14 protein-coding genes are annotated in these 17,408 nt (G+C 74.8%); 4 read left to right on the top strand and 10 right to left on the bottom strand.

Annotated features, from left to right (window positions below; all coding sequences use genetic code 11):
- Positions 1-276: 276 nt before the first annotated feature.
- Entirely contained in the window at positions 277-954 is a 678-nt protein-coding gene (locus ACIPRD_RS19485; RefSeq protein WP_401564528.1) for an HAD-IA family hydrolase, read from the top strand.
- A gap of 357 nt (positions 955-1,311) precedes the next feature.
- Here the strand turns inward: ACIPRD_RS19485 and ACIPRD_RS19490 are convergent, their stop codons facing one another.
- A complete protein-coding gene (locus tag ACIPRD_RS19490; RefSeq protein WP_401564531.1) occupies positions 1,312-2,499 on the bottom strand; it encodes a peptidoglycan-binding protein in 1,188 nt (395 codons plus the stop codon).
- 404 nt (positions 2,500-2,903) lie between these two features.
- On the opposite strand from ACIPRD_RS19490, the gene ACIPRD_RS19495 reads away from it, so the two are divergent.
- Entirely contained in the window at positions 2,904-4,967 is a 2,064-nt protein-coding gene (locus ACIPRD_RS19495; protein WP_401565147.1) for a DHA2 family efflux MFS transporter permease subunit, read from the top strand.
- On the opposite strand, the gene ACIPRD_RS19500 is transcribed toward ACIPRD_RS19495, so the two are convergent.
- The gene (locus ACIPRD_RS19500) at positions 4,951-5,484 is read right to left on the bottom strand and encodes a GNAT family N-acetyltransferase (protein WP_401564534.1); all 534 of its coding nucleotides are present in this window, start codon (positions 5,482-5,484) and stop codon (positions 4,951-4,953) included. The genes ACIPRD_RS19495 and ACIPRD_RS19500 overlap by 17 nt on opposite strands.
- A 54-nt stretch (positions 5,485-5,538) precedes the next feature.
- The gene (locus ACIPRD_RS19505; protein WP_356397923.1) at positions 5,539-5,961 is read right to left on the bottom strand and encodes a DUF1992 domain-containing protein; all 423 of its coding nucleotides are present in this window, start codon (positions 5,959-5,961) and stop codon (positions 5,539-5,541) included.
- 106 nt (positions 5,962-6,067) lie between these two features.
- On the opposite strand from ACIPRD_RS19505, the gene ACIPRD_RS19510 reads away from it, so the two are divergent.
- Positions 6,068-6,460 carry a hypothetical protein gene (locus tag ACIPRD_RS19510; RefSeq protein WP_401564536.1) on the top strand — a complete coding sequence of 131 codons (393 nt, stop codon included), beginning with the start codon at positions 6,068-6,070 and terminating at the stop codon, positions 6,458-6,460.
- 55 nt (positions 6,461-6,515) lie between these two features.
- Here the strand turns inward: ACIPRD_RS19510 and ACIPRD_RS19515 are convergent, their stop codons facing one another.
- Together ACIPRD_RS19515 and proP are read right to left on the bottom strand one after the other, a co-directional pair.
- The gene (locus ACIPRD_RS19515; RefSeq protein WP_356397929.1) at positions 6,516-7,187 is read right to left on the bottom strand and encodes an O-methyltransferase; all 672 of its coding nucleotides are present in this window, start codon (positions 7,185-7,187) and stop codon (positions 6,516-6,518) included.
- 218 nt (positions 7,188-7,405) lie between these two features.
- Positions 7,406-8,782: a glycine betaine/L-proline transporter ProP gene (gene proP, locus ACIPRD_RS19520; RefSeq protein WP_401564539.1), complete on the bottom strand. Its 1,377-nt coding sequence runs from the start codon at positions 8,780-8,782 to the stop codon at positions 7,406-7,408.
- A 395-nt stretch (positions 8,783-9,177) separates the two neighbouring features.
- Between proP and ACIPRD_RS19525 the strand changes: the two genes are divergently transcribed.
- Positions 9,178-11,283, top strand: coding sequence for a bifunctional glycosyltransferase 87/phosphatase PAP2 family protein (locus ACIPRD_RS19525; protein ID WP_401564540.1), 2,106 nt, complete (start codon positions 9,178-9,180; stop codon positions 11,281-11,283).
- A 265-nt stretch (positions 11,284-11,548) separates the two neighbouring features.
- Here the strand turns inward: ACIPRD_RS19525 and ACIPRD_RS19530 are convergent, their stop codons facing one another.
- From ACIPRD_RS19530 to ACIPRD_RS19550, 5 genes are all read right to left on the bottom strand, one after another.
- The gene (locus ACIPRD_RS19530) at positions 11,549-12,280 is read right to left on the bottom strand and encodes a YoaK family protein (protein WP_401564542.1); all 732 of its coding nucleotides are present in this window, start codon (positions 12,278-12,280) and stop codon (positions 11,549-11,551) included.
- A gap of 367 nt (positions 12,281-12,647) precedes the next feature.
- Positions 12,648-13,061 (bottom strand): transglycosylase SLT domain-containing protein, encoded by a 414-nt coding sequence (locus ACIPRD_RS19535; protein WP_356397937.1) that lies wholly within the window; start codon positions 13,059-13,061, stop codon positions 12,648-12,650.
- A gap of 333 nt (positions 13,062-13,394) precedes the next feature.
- The gene (locus ACIPRD_RS19540) at positions 13,395-14,297 is read right to left on the bottom strand and encodes an ECF transporter S component (protein WP_401564545.1); all 903 of its coding nucleotides are present in this window, start codon (positions 14,295-14,297) and stop codon (positions 13,395-13,397) included.
- Positions 14,294-16,180, bottom strand: coding sequence for an ABC transporter ATP-binding protein (locus ACIPRD_RS19545; RefSeq protein ID WP_401564547.1), 1,887 nt, complete (start codon positions 16,178-16,180; stop codon positions 14,294-14,296). Before ACIPRD_RS19545 ends, ACIPRD_RS19540 begins: the two co-directional genes overlap by 4 nt.
- A complete protein-coding gene (locus ACIPRD_RS19550; RefSeq protein WP_401565150.1) occupies positions 16,177-17,250 on the bottom strand; it encodes a CbiQ family ECF transporter T component in 1,074 nt (357 codons plus the stop codon). The genes ACIPRD_RS19545 and ACIPRD_RS19550 overlap by 4 nt, the downstream gene beginning before the upstream one ends.
- Between the last annotated feature and the right edge of the window lie 158 nt (positions 17,251-17,408).

Consider the following 17,408-nt stretch of genomic DNA (forward strand, 5'->3'; position numbering starts at 1 on the left):
CTGTTTTGTACCGTGGAGAAACAAAGTGGCTCCCGTCCGCACTCCCTGACCAGCGGGCGGGGCCGCCTTGTCTCCCAGCGCCCGGCGGTACCCCGCCGTCCGCACCGACCACCCCGCCGTCCGTACGGCCGTGCGAAACCGTCCGCACCGCCGTCCGTACCGACCGCACCGCCTCAGGGCCCGTCCCCGGCGCCGGGGCCTTCCGTACCGCCGCCCGGCCGCGAGGGTCCCCGCCGCGGAGCCGCGCCCCGGGGCGCCACGCCTCAGGAGCTGCCCATGCCCGCCGCCACGTCCGTCGCCACGTCCGCGGTCCTCACCGCCCGTGCCCTCCTGCTCGACATGGACGGCACCCTCGTCAACTCGGACGCCGTGGTCGAGCGCATCTGGCGCCGCTGGGCGTCGGAGCACGGGCTGGACGGCGACGCGGTGATGGCGGTCGTGCACGGCAGGCAGGGCCACGCCTCGATGGCGGTCCTGCTGCCCGGCCGGCCCAGGGAGCAGAACCTCGCCGACAACGCCCGCATGCTGGCGGCGGAGACCGCCGACATGGACGGCGTGGTCGAGGTCCCCGGCGCCGCCGCGTTCCTCGCCTCCCTGCGCGGTGTGCCGCACGCCCTGGTGACCTCCGCCGACGTTCCGCTGTCCAGCGCCCGCATGGCCGCCGCCGGACTGCCGCTGCCCGGCGTGCGGGTCACGGCCGAGTCCGTCGGCGCGAGCAAGCCCGACCCCGAGGGGTTCCTGAAGGGCGCCGCCGAGCTGGGTGTCGACCCCGCGGACTGCGTCGTGTTCGAGGACTCGGGCGCGGGTATCGCCGCCGGCCGCGCGGCCGGGATGCGCGTCGTCGGCATCGGCCCCCGGGCCGCGGTCCACGGCCCCGACGTGGTGGTGCCCGACCTCACCCGGGTGAAGGTCGAGCCGCTGGACGACGGCACCGTCCGGATCACCGCGGGCTGAGGCCCGGCGCCCCGGAGTCCGTCAGGGCCCGGTGACCGGCCGGGGCTGCGCTCGCCTGGGCTGTGCCCGCTCGTGCTGGTCCGCGCCAGGGCGGGTACTTCCGGGCTGTGCCCGCTCGCTCCGGTCCGCATCAGGGCCGGTACTTCCGGGTTGCGCCCGCTCGCTCCGGTCCGCACGAAGGCCGGTACTTCTGGGCCGGTTCCCGCTGAAGACCCTGGCCGCTCGCTTCGTCGACCGGGGCAGCCCGGTCGAGCCGGTGGTCCGGTCAGGCCGGTGGTCCCGGTCAGGCCGGTGGCCACGGTCGGCCCGGGGTGGCCGGGTCGGCCCGGGGCAGCCCGGTCGGCGCGCTCGCGCCGGTCAGGGGTTCGCCGTCTCCGACTCCAGGCTCGCCCGGGTCGCCGGGCCGTACACGCCGAGGCTGTCGCCCTGGATGCCCCGGGCCAGCTGGTAGGTCTCCAGGGAGCTCTCCACGGCCCGGCCGAACACGCCGTCCGTCTGCTGCACGTACAGATTCAGCTCCTTCAGACGCAGCTGGAGTTCCGTGACCTCCGGGCCCTGGTCGCCGCGCCGGAGCACGGGTGGCACGGCGGGTGACGCGGTCACGGCGCGGCCGTCCGAGGCCGGGCGGGACGCGGATGCCGAGGCGCCGGAAGCGCCCGAGGGGGTCGGGACCGGGGCGCCGGAAGCCCCCGCGGCCACCGGAGAGGCGGACGGGGCCCCGGACGAGGGGTCCGCGTCGGCCGACGGTGAGAGGGGCGGGGCGGCCGGGTGGCGCGGGGCGGCCGGGGCGTGCGGCGACGAGGTACCGGGTGCCGTCGTCACGTCCGGGACCCGCTGCCGTACCTCCTGGGCCGACCGGTCCCGCTCCGGCGCGTGGTAGAGGAGCAGCCCGCTCGTCAGCCCCGCGGCCGCCACCACGATCCCCGCTCCCGCGGCGGCCAGCAGGACCGTACGCCGGGACCGGCGCCGGGGCTTCCCCGGCGGATCCTCGCCGGACACGACGGCATCGCTCACGTCTGGGCCGGCAGCTCCCGCGTCCGGGACGCCCCCGGTCGCGGCCGAGGCGTCGGCGCCCGCGCCCGCGCTCGCCAGGTCGGCGCTGCTGTGCACGTCGGCCCCGACCGCGCCCGAGGCGTCACCACTCACGGTCGAGTCGGCGGTACCCAAGCCCGAGAGGCCGCCGCCCGCAGCCGAGAACCCTCCGCTCGCAGCCGAGGCTCCGCCGCCCACCGCCGAGGAGCCACTGCCCTCGTCAGAGGCCGCGCCGTTCGCGCCCGAGGCGCCCACCGCCGGGCCGGCCGTCCCCGGCCCGTCCGTGCCCCTTCCGTCCTCCGCCCCGGCATCGACGGCCGGGCCCTCTCCGGGCCCCACGTCGACGTACGGGCGTATGCGCAGGGGGTCGAAGTCCTCCGCCGCTGCCGCCTCGGCCGTGCGTGCCTCGTGCAGGGCGTCGGCGGTGCGCCGGCCGCAGTCGCACGAGGGCGTGTTGTCCGTACCCCCAGGCGTTCCGCACTCCGGGCAGATGTGCCCCGTAGGTCCCGTCACTCGCACCCCTCCCCTCGGGGGAGTCTAGGCACACCTCCGCACGCCCGCCGCCTCCGCCGGAGGAAACCCCCTCCGCCCCCGAAGCCCACCGCCCCCTCGAAGCCGCCGCCCTCGAAGCCGCGCCGCCCCGAGGCAACCTCGCCCGGGCCGATCCGCCCGCTGCCCACCCGGTCCCCAGGCCACCCGGTCCCCGGGCCCCCAGCCGCGCCGCCCCGAAGCCACCCCCGCCCCCGGGCCACCCGATCGCCAGGCCCCCGCCCCCGAGCCACCCCGCCCCCGGGCCACCCGATCGCCAGGCCCCCGCCCCCCAGCCGTCCCGCCATGCCCCCTCGACAGGCCGTAACCGGTGGGACCGCCCACCATGGAGTGGAGGTGTGCACCGAGCCCCGCACCGGGAGGTCTCCATGGCCCTGGACACGCACGGCACGTCGAAGGACATGAAGGCGTCCGAACATGTCCCGGGCAGCGTGCTCGTGCCGATCGGAGCCCTGCTGCTCGGGCTGCTGCTGGCCGCGCTCGACCAGACCATCGTGGCGACCGCGCTGCCGACGATCGTCAGCGACCTCGGCGGCCTGGAGCACCTGTCCTGGGTGGTCACCGCCTATCTGCTGGCCTCCACCGCCGCCACCCCGCTGTGGGGCAAACTCGGCGACCAGTACGGGCGCAAGCGGCTGTTCCAGGCCGCGATCGTCATCTTCCTGATCGGCTCCGCGCTCTGCGGGATCGCGGGCAGCATGCCCGAACTCATCGGCTTCCGGGCGCTGCAGGGGCTGGGCGGCGGCGGGCTGATCGTGCTGTCGATGGCGATCGTCGGCGACCTCGTGCCGCCCCGCGAACGCGGCCGCTACCAGGGCCTGTTCGGTGCCGTGTTCGGCGCGACCAGCGTGCTCGGACCCCTGCTCGGAGGGCTGTTCACCGAGCACCTGAGCTGGCGCTGGGTGTTCTACGTCAACCTGCCCATCGGCATCGTCGCCCTCGTCGTCATCGCGTTCGCGCTGCACCTCCCGCGCCGCGGCTCCCGGCACGTCATCGACTACCTCGGCACCTTCCTCATCGCCGCGGTCGCCACCTGCCTGGTGCTGGTCGCCTCGCTAGGCGGCACGACCTGGGCCTGGGACTCGGCCGAGATCATCGGGCTCGCCGTGCTGGGCGTCCTGCTCGCCTGCGCGTTCGTCGCGGTGGAGCGGCGGGCCGCCGAACCGGTCCTGCCGCTGAAGCTCTTCCGCGTCCGCACCTTCACCCTCGCCGCCGTCATCAGCTTCATCGTCGGCTTCGCCATGTTCGGCGCGATGACCTATCTGCCGACCTTCCTCCAGGTCGTGCACGGCATCTCCCCGACCATGTCCGGCGTGCACATGCTGCCGATGGTGTTCGGGCTGCTGCTGTCCTCGACCGCCTCCGGGCAGATCGTCAGCCGCACCGGCCGCTGGAAGGTGTTCCCGGTCCTCGGCACTGCGGTCACCACGATCGGCCTGCTCCTGCTGCACCGGCTCGACGAGCACAGCTCGACCGCCGAGATGAGCATCTACTTCTTCGTCTTCGGCCTGGGCCTCGGCTTCGTCCTCCAGGTGCTGGTGCTCATCGTGCAGAACGCGGTGACCTACCAGGACCTCGGCGTCGCCACCTCGGGCGTCACCTTCTTCCGCTCCATCGGCGCCTCCTTCGGCGTCGCCCTCTTCGGCACCCTCTTCGCGAGCCGCCTCGGCGACATGCTCACCGACGCCTTCCGGGGCGTGCGGCTGCCGCCGGGCATCACGGCCGGCAGCCTCAAGGCCGACCCGCGCGGCATCGCCGCCCTGCCGCCGCCCCTGCGCCCGGCCGCGCTGCACGCCTACGCGTCCTCCATCACCGACGTCTTCCTCTACGCCGCCCCCGTGGCCGCCTTCGGCTTCCTGCTGGCGTGGCTGCTGAAGGAGGACCGGCTGCGCGGCTCGGTCACCGCGCCGGACGCCTCCGAGACCATCCCGCCCAACCCGGTCCACCGCTCCTCCTACGACGAGGTGTGCCGCGCGCTGTCGCTGCTCGGCACCCGCGAGGGGCGCCGGGAGGTCTACCGGGAGATCACCGAGCGCGCCGGGTACGACCTGCTGCCCGCCGCCAGCTGGCTGCTGCTGCGCGTCCGCAGGTACGGCTCGGTGGAGCCGGCGGTGCTCGCCGAGCGCAGCCCCGTCCCGCTGGAGACCGTCCTCGCCGCCGCGCGGCAGGTGGAGGAGCGGCACCTCGCCACCCGCGAGGGGCTGGAGCTGATGCTCACCGAGCGGGGCCGCGAGGTCGCCGAACACCTCGCCAAGGCCCGCCAGGAGTCCCTGGCGGAGCTGCTCGGCGACTGGTGGAGCACGGACCGGCCGACCGATCTGGACCGGCTGGTGAAGGAGCTGACCGCCGAACTGTGCGGCTCGGAGCGCGAACGCCCGCACGACACGGCGCCGCCGACGCCGCAGGACGTGCCGGTCACGAAGGCCGGCTGAGCGCCCCGGGCGCGGTGGTGAGGTCCTTGCGGAACCAGTGCTCGGCGTACACGTCGTCGTTGTGCGCCTCGGTCTCGGTGAAGCCGAGACGGGCGTACAGGGCGCGGGCCTCCACCAGGTCGTCGCGCGTGTCGAGGATCAGCTCCCGGGCGCCGAGCGCGCGGGCCGCCTCCTCGGCGGCGGTCACCAGCAGCGCGGCACCGCCCCGGCCGCGCAGCCGCCCGTCCACGAACACCCGGGTCAGCTCGGCCGTTTCGGGCGCGAGCAGCCGCACGCCCGCCGTGCCGGCCGGTTCACCGCCGTACCGGCCGACCATCAACCGGCCGGTGGGCGGGGTGAGTTCGCTGCCGCTCTGGGACGCGATCCCGCGCTCCAGGTCGTCCGCGCGGGTGCGGCGCCCCTCGTGCAGCAGGTACCAGCGGTCGCTGACCTCCGTGTAGTACGCCCGCCACAACGCGGCGGCCACAGGGGAGTCGTACGGTTCCGGGGCGATCGTCCACGTGGTCATGCCGGTCATTCTCGGGCGCGGGCACGGCCCCCGGGCAAGCGGATTACGCGGGGGAGCGGGCCGTCACGGGGAGTCGTGCGGGCCGGTCTCCCGGCGGCGCCGCCACTCGCGCACGATCTCCTCGACGTCGTACGGCTTCTTGCCCAGCGGCGGGCCGGGCGGCGGCTTGAACATCATGTCGCTGATCTTCGCGTTGACGGCGGTGATGATCTGCCGGACGCTCCGCTCCGAAGGGGCCGACAGGGCCGCCTCCAGCGCGTCCTCGGCCTCCTTGCGCAAGGCCAGCGCCGGCGGCAGCACGGCCAGTCCCTCGCGGGCCATCTTCCTTTTGATCCACCACAGTTCGTCGTACGTCGACTCCAGTCCCGTGGGCAACGGCGCGCCCGTGCCCGTCAGATGCGCGAACTCGCCGCGGTTCTGCGCGTCGCGGATCTGCCGGTCCACCCAGGACTCGAACGGAACACCCGGTGGTTTGCGTTCGGTCATGTTTCCATTGTGCCGTAGGGCCCCCGCGGTCCGGCCGGGCGTTCTATCCTGCGGCGGCGGTGCGGGGAACCGGCCCTCGCGCGACGACGTTTCAGGGGGAACGCACGTGCTCGAACTCACCATGGCCGCCGTCTCCGCCGCGGAGGCGGGGGCCACGGCAGGAATGACCATGGCGTCCGTCGGTACCGAGCCCGGTGCCGTGCTGCGCGTGGGTCGGGACGGGGGCGTGTGCCGGCTGGTCACGCCCGACGACTGGCTGTTCGTCTCCCGGGTCCACCTGGAGTTCCTGTGCGGCCCCGAAGGCGGCTGGCAGGTGTCCTGGCTGCGCGGCTCGCAGGCCGACCCGTCCGCCGCCGTACGGCTGACCCTCGGCGCGTACGAGCAGCTGCTCGGCTACGGCGAGGCGGTGGCCCTGCCGCGCGGAGCCGCCGGCGAGATCGTGATCCAGGACCGCACCGAGCCGCGCAGCGTCAACGTGGGCTTCTTCCACGAGGTGTGAGCGGCGGGATGCGGTCCCGCCGGGGGAGCGGCGGGGCGCGGTCCCGCCGGGCGGGTCAGCCCAGGACCCGGGCCAGGGCGAAGCCGTCGTAGCCCTTGCTGCCGACCGTCTGGACCGCCGTGCCGGTCAGCCGGGGGTGGGTGGCGATCAGTTCGATGGCGGCACGGGTGCCCACGACGTCCGGATCGGTGTTGTCCGCGTCAGCGACGCGGCCCTCGCGCACCACGTTGTCCACCACGATCAGACTGCCCGTGCGGGTCAGCTTGAGCGCCCACTCGACGTAGTGCGGGTTGTTGGCCTTGTCGGCGTCGATGAAGACCAGGTCGAACGGGGCCGGGTTCTCGTCGGCGAGCTTGGGCAGCGACTCCAGGGCCGGCCCCACCCGCACCTCCACGATCCGGTCCAGGCCCGCGCGGGCGACGTTGCGGGTGGCGACCTCGGCGTGCCGGGCGTCGTGCTCCAGGGTGACCAGCCTGCCGTCCTCCGGCAGCGCGCGGGCCAGCCAGATGGTGCTGTAGCCGCCCAGCGTGCCGATCTCCAGGATGTTCCGGGCGCCCTGGATCTCGGCGAGGAGCCGGAGCAGCTTGCCCTGGGGAGGCGATACGGCGATGTGCGGCAGCCCGGCCGCCTCGCTCTCGCGCAGCGCCGCCTGGAGTGCCTCGTCGTCCGGCGCGAGATGGCTGCTGAAGTAGAAGTCGACGTCGTCCCAGAGCTGCGACCCGCCCATGCGTGTGCTGCCTTTCCCGAGTGTCTTCTGGAGACTCTTCCCGAGTCCTTGGCGCTTCCTCCCGGATGATCGCAGCTCCCGTGGTCCGGCCCGGGGGGTTTCGGCCATGTGGCGCGGACGCGGCGAACGGCGGACGGGGTGCGGCACAGTCCCGCTGTGCCGCACCCCGTCCGCCCGTACCCGTCGGGCCGTCCCGTGCCCGCAGGGCACGGGGTCGGTCAGCCGCGCTCCACGGCCGGCTTCGAACCCGGCAGCGGGCGGCCCGCCGACTCGGACATCCGCCACACGGCGAACCCGCCGACGACGGCCGCGGCCATCATGTAGTACGCGGGCATCATCATGTTTCCGGTCGCCCCGATCAGCGCGGTGACGACGAGCGGGGTCGTGCCGCCGAACAGGGACACCGACACGTTGAAGCCGATGGACAGCGAGCCGTAGCGCACCCGGGTCGGGAACAGCGCGGGCAGCGCGGCCGGCATGGCCGCGGTGAAGCAGACCAGCAGCAGACCCAGCGCGCCCATGCCGAGGCCGACGGCCAGCAGGCTGCCCTGGCGGATCAGCAGGATGGCCGGGACCGACAGGAACAGGAAGCCCGCGCAGCCCGCGGCGATCACGGGACGACGGCCGACCCGGTCGGTCAGCGCACCCGCGAACGGCTGGACGATCATCATCAGCGCCATCACACCGAGCACGACCAGCAGGCCGTGCGTCTCGTCGTACTTCAGCTCACTGGTGAGGTAGCTCGGCATGTACGACAGCAGCATGTAGTCGGTGACGTTGAAGACCAGCACCAGGCCCATGCACAGCAGCAGCGCCTTCCACTGGCCCGCCACCATCTCGCGCAGCGGCACCTTCGGGCGCTCGGCCTCGGCCTTCTCGACCTCGGCGGCGAACGCCGGGGTCTCCTCCAGGCGCATCCGCAGGTAGAGGCCGATGATGCCCATCGGGCCCGCGATCAGGAACGGGATGCGCCAGCCCCAGGAGAGCAGGTCGTCGGTGGAGAGCAGGGCGGTCATGAGCGTGACCAGGCCCGCGCCGCCGATGTAGCCGGCGAGCGTGCCGAACTCCAGCCAGCTGCCGAAGAAGCCGCGCTTCTTGTCGGGGGCGTACTCGGCGATGAACGTCGAGGCGCCCGCGTACTCACCGCCCGTGGAGAAGCCCTGCACCAGGCGGGCGGCCAGCAGGAGCAGCGGCGCGCCGACGCCGATGGTGGCGTACGACGGGATCAGACCGATCGCGAACGTGCCCACCGCCATCATGATCATCGTGACGGCGAGGACCTTCTGGCGGCCGACGCGGTCACCCAGCGGGCCGAAGACCATGCCGCCGAGCGGACGGACCAGGAAGGCGGCGGCGAAGGCGCCGAAGGTGGACAGCAGCTGCGCGGTCGGGTTGCCCGAGGGGAAGAAGACCTTTCCCAGGGTGACCGCGATGTAGCTGTAGACGCCGAAGTCGAACCACTCCATGGCGTTGCCCAGCGCGGCCGCCTTCACGGCGCGCTTGACCAGGGCGGGGTCGGTGACGGTGACGTCGGCGCGGGTCTGGCCGGCCCGGCGGTCGTGCAGAGGGGCGGTGGGGACGGTGGCGGTCGCCAAAACGAGGCTCGCCTGCCTTTCGACGGGGACAGGGACGGGGTACCCGTACGGCAGCGGTGACGTGCGGTGGGCCCAAAAACGACCATAGGAGGACTTGGGCCCCTTACAGTCCGTACGCACTTCGATGCACAGTGCATCTAAACAGTGTGTACGCAGGTACGTCTGCCCGTCGAAACCCGAAGGATGCAGTCGCGCATTGTGATGCTTCTCGCGCCAACATGGCGCAACCGCGCCCCTCGCGGACTATGGTCATCCGGACAAAACGTGGCACCGATGTCGGGTGAATCAGGATTTGCCCGGATCCTCCCGCGAAGGGGCCACGCGCCACGCCGGCGACCACCGGTGGCACCGGGCGCGACGGCACCAGGGACGAACGCGGTGGGGGCCGGCGAGGAGTGGCGAACGTGGAGCACAGCGGGCGACCGGCGGACGCGTACAGGACGGCTGCGGCACTGGTCACGGCCGCGCCCGTGGCGGGCCGCCTGCGCGCCGCCCGGCTCGGGCTGTGGGCGCTGGCGGCGCTCCTCGCGGCCCGGCAGGTGACCGAAGCCCTGGCCGACGCGCACCTCACCGCCCCCGGGACCTGGCCGGGCCTCCACCTCGTCCCCCGCGCGGGCGGCTCGCCGTACGACCCGGCCCGGTTCACCGGCACGCCCTTCGCGGGCCTGCTCCTCCGGCCGCTCGCCGGGGCGGGCCAGGCCGTCCTCGGCCTGGCCTGGACCGGGGGCACCCTGCTCCTCGTCGCCGCCCTCGGCCTGACCGCCGTCCGCGCGCTGCCCCGGCCGGTCGGCCGCCGCACCGCGCTCCTCGCCGCGCCGGCCGCCATCAGCCTGCTCCTGGTGTCCGCACCGGTCCGCGACACGCTGTGGCCCGGCCGGACCGCCGTCCTCCCGGGCCTGCTGATCCTTCCGGTCCTGCTGGTCCTGCTCGGCTGCCTCACCGTGCGAGGGGAACGCGCCGGCGGCCTGTGCGTGGGCGCCGCCGCCGCGCTCCAGCCGGCCCTGCTGCTGTTCGTGCCCCTGCTGTGGTGCACCGGACGGCGCCGGGCCGCCCTGTCCGCCGCCGCCTCCTTCGCCGGCTGCACCGCGCTCGCCTGGGCCGCGGCACCGCCCGGCTCCGCCGCCCACTGGCCGCACCTGGCCGGCGCCGGTCTCGGCGGGGGAGGTGGCACCGGCCGGTTCCCGCTCGGTGCCCTGCTGCCGCACGCCGGGCTCACCGGTCCGCCGGCGACCGGGCTGTTCCTGGCGCTCGGCGCGGCCGTCGCCGTCCTCGGGCTGCGGCGCGCCGTGCGCTACGCCCGCGACGGGCAGTTCCTGCTCGCCGTCGCCGTCACCGGCTGTGCCGCCGTCGCCGTGTCGCCCGGCGCCTGGCGGTACCAGCTGCTGTGGCTGCTGCTCACGGTGGCCGGCCGGGTGGGCAGGCGCGCCGCCGACCGGCCGGTCTGGCCCGCCGCCGTGATCGTCGTGGCGACCCTCCCGGCCAAGATGGTGCTGCCCGGCGGCGCCGCGCTGGACCCCGTGCGGGAGAACCTCCCCCTGCTGGCCGCGCTCGCGGCCGCCACCGCGGTCCCGTTCCTGTCCCGCACCTCACCCCACTTCCGGACGCCGGTGCCCCAGGAGTACGCCGGCCCCGACCCCTTCCGGCGCGTGCGGCACCTGCGGTTCCTGCCGTTCCTGCCGACCGTGGCCCTCCCACGGGCCGTGTCCGCACCGCTCCTGCGCCGGGTGCTCACCCGCCCGAACCTGCTGCTGGAACTGCTGCTGATCCGCGTCACCTACGCCGCGTACTCCTCGGTGCGCGCCGCCGCCCAGGGCGACCGCGCCACCGCCGAGGCCCACGGCCACCAGGTCCACGTCGTGGAGCGCGCCCTGCACATCGCCGTCGAGCACGGGGTGAACCACGCGGTGGTCGCGCTGCCGCGGCTGGAGCACTTCCTCACCTTCTATTACGAGACGTTCCACTTCGTGGTCCCGCCGATCCTCCTCGCGGTGCTCTGGGCCCGGCGCCCGGCCGACTACCGCTGGGCCCGCGCGGCGCTCGGCCTCGCCACAGTCCTCGGCCTGGTCGGCTTCTGGTGCTACCCGCTCGCCCCGCCCCGCCTGATGCCGGGCCTCGGCTTCGTCGACACCGTGCACGGCGTCCAGGACTTCTCCCGGCCCGACTACGGCGTCATGACCGCGGTCACCAACCAGTACGCGGCGATGCCCTCGCTGCACTTCGGCTGGGCCCTGTGGAGCGCCGTCGTGATCGTCGCGGTCGCCCGCGGACGGTGGGTGAGGGCGCTGGGCCTGGTGCACCCGCTGTGCACCGTCGCCGCGATCGTCGCCACCGCCAACCACTGGGTGCTGGACGCGGTGGGCGGCGCGGCCGTCGTGGGCCTCGGCTTCGCGCTGACCTCCCTCCTGTGGGGCCCGCGCGCGGCACCGCCCGCCCTCACCGCCGCCGGACACCTGCCCGACGCCCGGACCCCGCGGACGGAACGCTCGCGACTGCCGCGCTGAGGGCGGCGGGACTCGGGCGCGGTCGGGCGTACGGAGGGGGCGCGGTCGGGCGTACGGAGGGGGCGCGGGGGCGGCTGGGCGTACGGCGCGGGCGCGACCGGGTGCGGTCGGGTGTGCGGAGGGGGCGCGGAGGCGGGGTTGGGCGCGGGTGCGGCCGGGCGTACCGGGGCGGGGCGCGGGGGCGGGACCGGGTGCGGTCGGGCGTGCCGAGGCCGGGGCGGAGGGGAGCGGGGGTGTGGTGTGCGGGGGTGCGGTGGGGGCTGACTCACTCCCGGCCCGAGGCCACCGCGGCCAGTACGGCCGATGCCGCCGCCGCGATCAGCAGGGGGAGCCCGAGGCCGTGGTGCAGCACGAGCCACGCGCCCAGCAGCGCGCCCGCGAACATGGCGCACACCGCGGCCGTACGACGGGGGGAGCGGCGGTCGGTGCCGTCGCCCAGGCGGGAATCGGCGGCCAGACCCGTCAGGGTCATCGTCAGCACCGTGGTGGTCAGGTCGGGCACGCCCAGCTTCCGTACGGTCGCGTTGCGCAGGCCCATCGCGTAGGCGGTGAGCGCGATCAGGGCGTACACCGTGGGGGCCCGGTCCGGCCAGGCGTACGCGATCGCCGCCGAGACGCCGACCAGGAGCGCCTCCACGGCCAGCGTCACCCGGGCCCACCTCCGGCGGGACCCCGGACGGCAGCGCGCGGCCAGCCGGCCGCCGGACGCCGCTCCCGCCAGGAAGCAGCCCAGCGAGGTCGCCGTGTGCGGCACCGAGAAGCCCGGGGCGCCGGCCGCGGCGAAGCCCAGGACCACGACGTTGCCGGTCATGTTGGCCGTGAAGACCCGGCCGAGGCCCAGATAGCTGACCGCGTCGATCAGCCCGCTCACCACCGTCAGCGCGAGGAGCACGACGACCAGCCGCACCCCGCGGGGTTCCGGGCCGCGATCCGGTTCCGGTTGCTGTGCGGATTCCGGTTCCGGTTCCGGTGTCGGGGAGGTCGGCGGCGTCGTCATGGGGTCTCCGGTCGGCCGGACGGACAGGACCGGGGAAAGTCCACCACGCGCGGGGCACCGGGCCGGTGGTCCGGAACGGCGCGTGTCCCGGCGGGTTCCGGGCGGGTTCCGGGCGGCGGGCGCGGGCGGCGGCCTCGGGCGGCGGTCCTGGGCGGCGGGCGCGCGCGGCGGTCCCGGACGGTACGGGTTCGGACGGCGGGTGTCCGGCGGGGGTCCGGACATGCGAAAGCACCCTCGCCGCGTGGGCAAGGGTGCGCAGGGAAAGGCCGGTGTCTCAGCGCCCGGTGGGGGCGCTGGGCGGCGGGTCCGGACGGGTCCGGACCGGGTGGTCAGAGGATCCGACCGGGCGGTGTCACCGCTGGACGGCTCAGTACCAGCCGTTGGCCTGCCAGAAGTTCCAGGCCTGGACGGGGCTGCCGTAGCGGGAGTTCATGTAGTTGAGGCCCCACTTGATCTGGGTGGCCGGGTTGGTCTTCCAGTCGGAACCGACCGAGGACATCTTGGAGCCGGGCAGGGCCTGGACCAGACCGTAGGCGCCGGACGAGCTGTTGGTGGCGGAGGGGTTCCAGCCACTCTCGTGCGAGACGATCTTGTTGAACGCGTTGTACTGAGCGGCGTCCGGGATCATCTTGTGCGCGATCGCCTGAGCGGAGGAGGACGAGCCGGTGGCGGCCTGAGCGGGCGCCGCGGAGATCGCCAGACCGGCAGCGGCGGCAGCCACGGCGGCGGAGGCGAGAGCCTTCTTCGGAGAAGCGATGCGGCGGATGAAAGAAACGGACACGAAAAAACCTTTGCGTTCGGAGACATGGATGCGCCGGTACGTCCGGGCCGCTCGTGCGGCCTGTGCATACGTCGGCGCCGCGGCCCGTGGGGGCTCGTGGCGCCTGGCGACTCATCCAGAGAAGCAGCCATCCGAGATGTCCGCAATGACCCCTTTTACTAGTTGTGGCCGGACTAGTGGCCCGTTCAACCTGTGTGACGTGGGTCTCTTTGTGCAGGTCAGAGGGGTAATAAAAAGGATGTAATGGACATTTTGGACTACGAGGGCGGATCGTAGGTGACGTGGGTCATGTGGGGTGCTTCACCGCTCGCCTGACGGCACGGATGCGGCCCCTCACGCTCCGGGTGCGTCGAATGTGACCGCGGTCTCGAACGCGGCCCGCCGGGTGGCCCGGCGCAGCGCGCGCAGCACCGCGGGGCCGAGGGCCAGGGTGAGGACGACCGTGCAGACGGCCCGGCCGAGGTCCCAGCCCATGGAGGTGGCCAGGCAGTAGGCGGCGAAACGGGCCAGGTTGGCGGGGACCGCCGCGTGCGGGTCGAAGGCGATGTTCGAGGCCAGGGTGCCCATGAAGGGCCAGCCGGCCAGGTTCATGATCGTGCCGTAGGCGAAGGCCGCCAGGAAGCCGTAGCCGGCCAGCAGCAGCAGTTCGCCCCGCCCGCGCAGCCGGGTCCGCCCCGGCAGCAGGCCCGCGCCCATGGTGAACCAGCCCATCGCCAGCATCTGGAACGGCATCCACGGTCCCACCCCGCCGGTCAGCAGCGCGGAGGCGAACATCGTCACCGAGCCGAGGACGAAGCCGAAGCCCGGCCCCAGCACCCGGCCGCTCAGCACCAGCAGGAAGAACATCGGCTCGATCCCGGCGGTGCCCGCGCCGATCGGGCGCAGCGCGGCCCCGGTCGCCGCCAGCACACCCAGCATGGCCACGGCCTTCGGGCCCAGCCCGGACTCGGAGATCGTCGCCGCCACGACCGCGACCAGCAGCACCAGCAGCCCGGCGAACAGCCAGGGCGCGTCCTCGGCGTGCGCGCTCAGCTGCGAGGCGGGCGGCGCGAGGAAGGGCCACCCGAACGCGACCACGCCGACGGCGCTGACCAGCGCGAGCGCGGCGAGGGAACGGGGGCCGAGCGGTACGGCGCGCACGGGCCGGCGCGGCGCGGGAGGGTGCGCGGCGGTCGTACCCGTTGCCGCCCCGGCGGGTGCCTCCGCGCGCGTGCCGGTGTTCGTGTCCGCGGTCATGCCAGCGCCTCCCGCACCTCGGTCACCGTCAGCCAGGGCTGCGGGGCCAGAATCTTGGTGACCTGCGGCGCGAAGGACGGCGAGGACACGACGATCTCGGCCGTCGGACCGTCCGCGATCACCTCGCCCTCGGCGAGCAGCACCACCCGGTGGGCGATCTCGGCGGCCAGCTCCACGTCATGGGTGGCCAGCACGATCGCGTGCCCCTTCCCGGCCAGCTCGCGCAGCACCCCGACCAGACGGGCCTTCGCCGCGTAGTCGAGACCGCGAGTCGGCTCGTCGAGCAGCAGCAGCGGAGGCCGCGCGGTCAGGACGACCGCCAGGGCGAGCGCCAGCCGCTGGCCCTCGGAGAGGTCGCGGGGATGCGTGCCGTCCGTGATGTCCGGCAGCAGCTCCGACACCAGGGCGCGGCAGGTGCCCGGCCCGGCCCCCGCGTCCCGGTCGGCGGCCGCGCACTCGGCGGCGACCGTGTCGGCGTACAGCAGATCGCGCGGCTCCTGCGGGACCAGTCCGACCCGGCGTACGAGTTCCCGGGGCGAGACGCGGTGCGGCACGGCCCCGCCGACCCGGACGGACCCGGCGGTCGGCACCACCAGGCCCACCAGCGACCCGAGCAGCGTGGACTTCCCGGCACCGTTGCGCCCCATCAGCGCGACGGTCTCACCGGGGGACACGGCCAGGTCGATGTGCCGCAGCGCGTCGACCCGCCCGCGCCGCACGGCCAGGGCGCGGACCTCGGCGACGTGGGGGGAGGGTGCGGCGCCGGGCACCTCGCCTCGCGCACCTCGCCGGAACAGACGGGCGAGGGGGGAGGGCGCGGGAGCGGTACGCGCCCCGGGGGCCGGATCCTTCTCCGAAGCCGAAGCCTTCTTCGGAGCCGGAGCCGGAGCCGGAGCCGGAGCCGGGGCCGGAGCCGAAGCCGAAGCCGGAGCCGGGGCCGGAGCCGGAGCCTTCTCCGGAGCCGAAGCAGGGGCCGAAGCAGGGGCCGGAGCCGGGGCCGGATCAGGGGAAGGGGAGGTGGGAGGAGCGGCCGTGCTGCCGGAGGCCGGGGTGGTACCGGCGGGCCGCGCCGCCAGCCGCTCCCGCAGCCCGCCCGCCCGGCGGCGCGCGTCCCGGACGGTCAGGGGGAGCGGGGACCAGCCGGCCAGCCGGCCCAGCTCCACCACCGGCGGGCACACCGGGGACACCGCCATCGCCTCGGACGGCGTGCCCAGCACCGGGGCGGCGCCGGGGGAGGGGAGCAGGACGACGCGGTCGGCGTACTGGATCACGCGCTCCAGCCGGTGCTCGGCGAGCAGCACCGTCGTACCGAGATCGTGGACCAGGCGCTGCAGTACGGCCAGCACCTCCTCCGCGGCGGCCGGGTCGAGTGCCGAGGTCGGCTCGTCCAGGACCAGGACCTGAGGGTGCGGGGTGAGGACCGAGCCGATCGCGACCCGCTGCCGCTGCCCGCCGGAGAGCGTGGCGATCGGGCGGTCGCGCAGACCGGCCAGGCCCAGCAGGTCGAGCGTCTCCTCCACGCGGCGCCGCATCACCGCGGGGGCGAGCCCCAGTGATTCCATGCCGTAGGCGAGTTCGTCCTCCACGGTGTCCGTCACGAAGTGCGCGAGCGGATCCTGGCCCACCGTGCCGACCACGTCGGCGAGTTCGCGCGGCTTGTGCGTGCGGGTGTCCCGGCCGGCGACGGTGACGCGGCCGCGCAGCGTGCCGCCGGTGAAGTGCGGGACCAGCCCGCTGACCGCGCCCAGCACGGTGGACTTGCCGACCCCGGACGGCCCGACGAGCAGCGCCAGTTCACCCTCGGGCACCTCGAAGTCCACGTCCCGGACGGCCGGTTCGGCCGCACCCTCGTAACGGACGCTGACCTCCTCGAAGCGGATCAAGACGGCTCCTCGGGGTTCGCGGGGTTCGCGGGGTTCTCGGGGCCCTCGGTGTCCTGGGGGACGGCGAAGGCGGGCAGCAGGGCGAGCAGCACGGACGCGGCCGGCCACAGCGGGAAGGCGGGGGCGGTCAGCGGCAGGACCCCGGGATGCAGCGCGTCCGCGTCACGGACCGAGGCCAGCGTGAGCAGCGCGGCCACCGCGGCACCCGAGCCCGCCACCAGCCAGGCCCGCAGCCCCCACGGGGCCGGCCGGTACCGGGTGCGCACCGAGCGGCGGCCGCCGAGCCGCAGCCCCGCGAGCGCGGCGGCGACCCCGCCGAGCAGCACGGGCAGCCCGTACGTGCCGCCCTCCGCGGTGAGCAGCCCGTACGTCCCCGCGCACACCCCGAGCAGTCCGCCGAGGGTGAGCGCGGTCGTCGTACGGCGCACGGAAGCGCCGACGTCGGCGGTACGGCCGTAGCCGCGGGCGTCCATCGCGGCGGCGAGCGCCACCGAGCGTTCCAGGGCGCCCTCCAGGACCGGCAGCCCGACCTGGAGCAGTCCCCGTACGCCCCGGTCCGGGCGCCCGCGCAGCCGGCGGGCGGCCCGCAGACGCTGGACGTCGGCGATGAGATACGGCGCGAAGGTGAGCGCGACGACCACGGCGACGCCCGCCTCGTAGAGGGCGCCGGGCAGGGACTTCAGCAGGCGGGCCGGGGAGGCGAGGGCGTTGGCGGCGCCGACACAGATGAGGAGGGCGGCCAGCTTGAGGCCGTTGTACGCGGAGAACAGCAGCGCCTCCGCGGTGACCTCGCCGCCCAGGCGGATGCCCTGCGCCCAGTGCGGCAGCGGGACCTCGGGGAGGGTGAGGAGGACGTGCGTGCCGGGGATCGGGGAGCCCAGGACCACCGTGAAGGCGATCCGGACGAGCAGTACGGCGAAGGCCAGCTTGGCGAAGGCGGCGTAGGAGCGCGCCCAGGGGGCGGTGGAACGGTGGGTGGCCACCACGTATCCGGCCGAGGCCATGAGCAGGCCGAGGAGGAGGGGGTTGGTGGTCCGGGTGGCGGCGGTGCCGAGACCGAGGGCCCACAGCCACCAGGCACCGGGATGAAGCTCCGCCCGGCGCCGGAGGGCGGGGCGCGGCGCGGGTATGTCCGCGCGACCGCGGCGCCGGGACCCGTTGCCCGAGCTCCCGGCGTGCTCGCGCGAGGCGGTTGTGGTCGCGCGGTCGAAGCGGTGCGGCACGTCCT

The sequence above is a fragment of the Streptomyces sp. NPDC090108 genome (assembly GCF_044747185.1).
GTDB lineage: Bacteria > Actinomycetota > Actinomycetes > Streptomycetales > Streptomycetaceae > Streptomyces.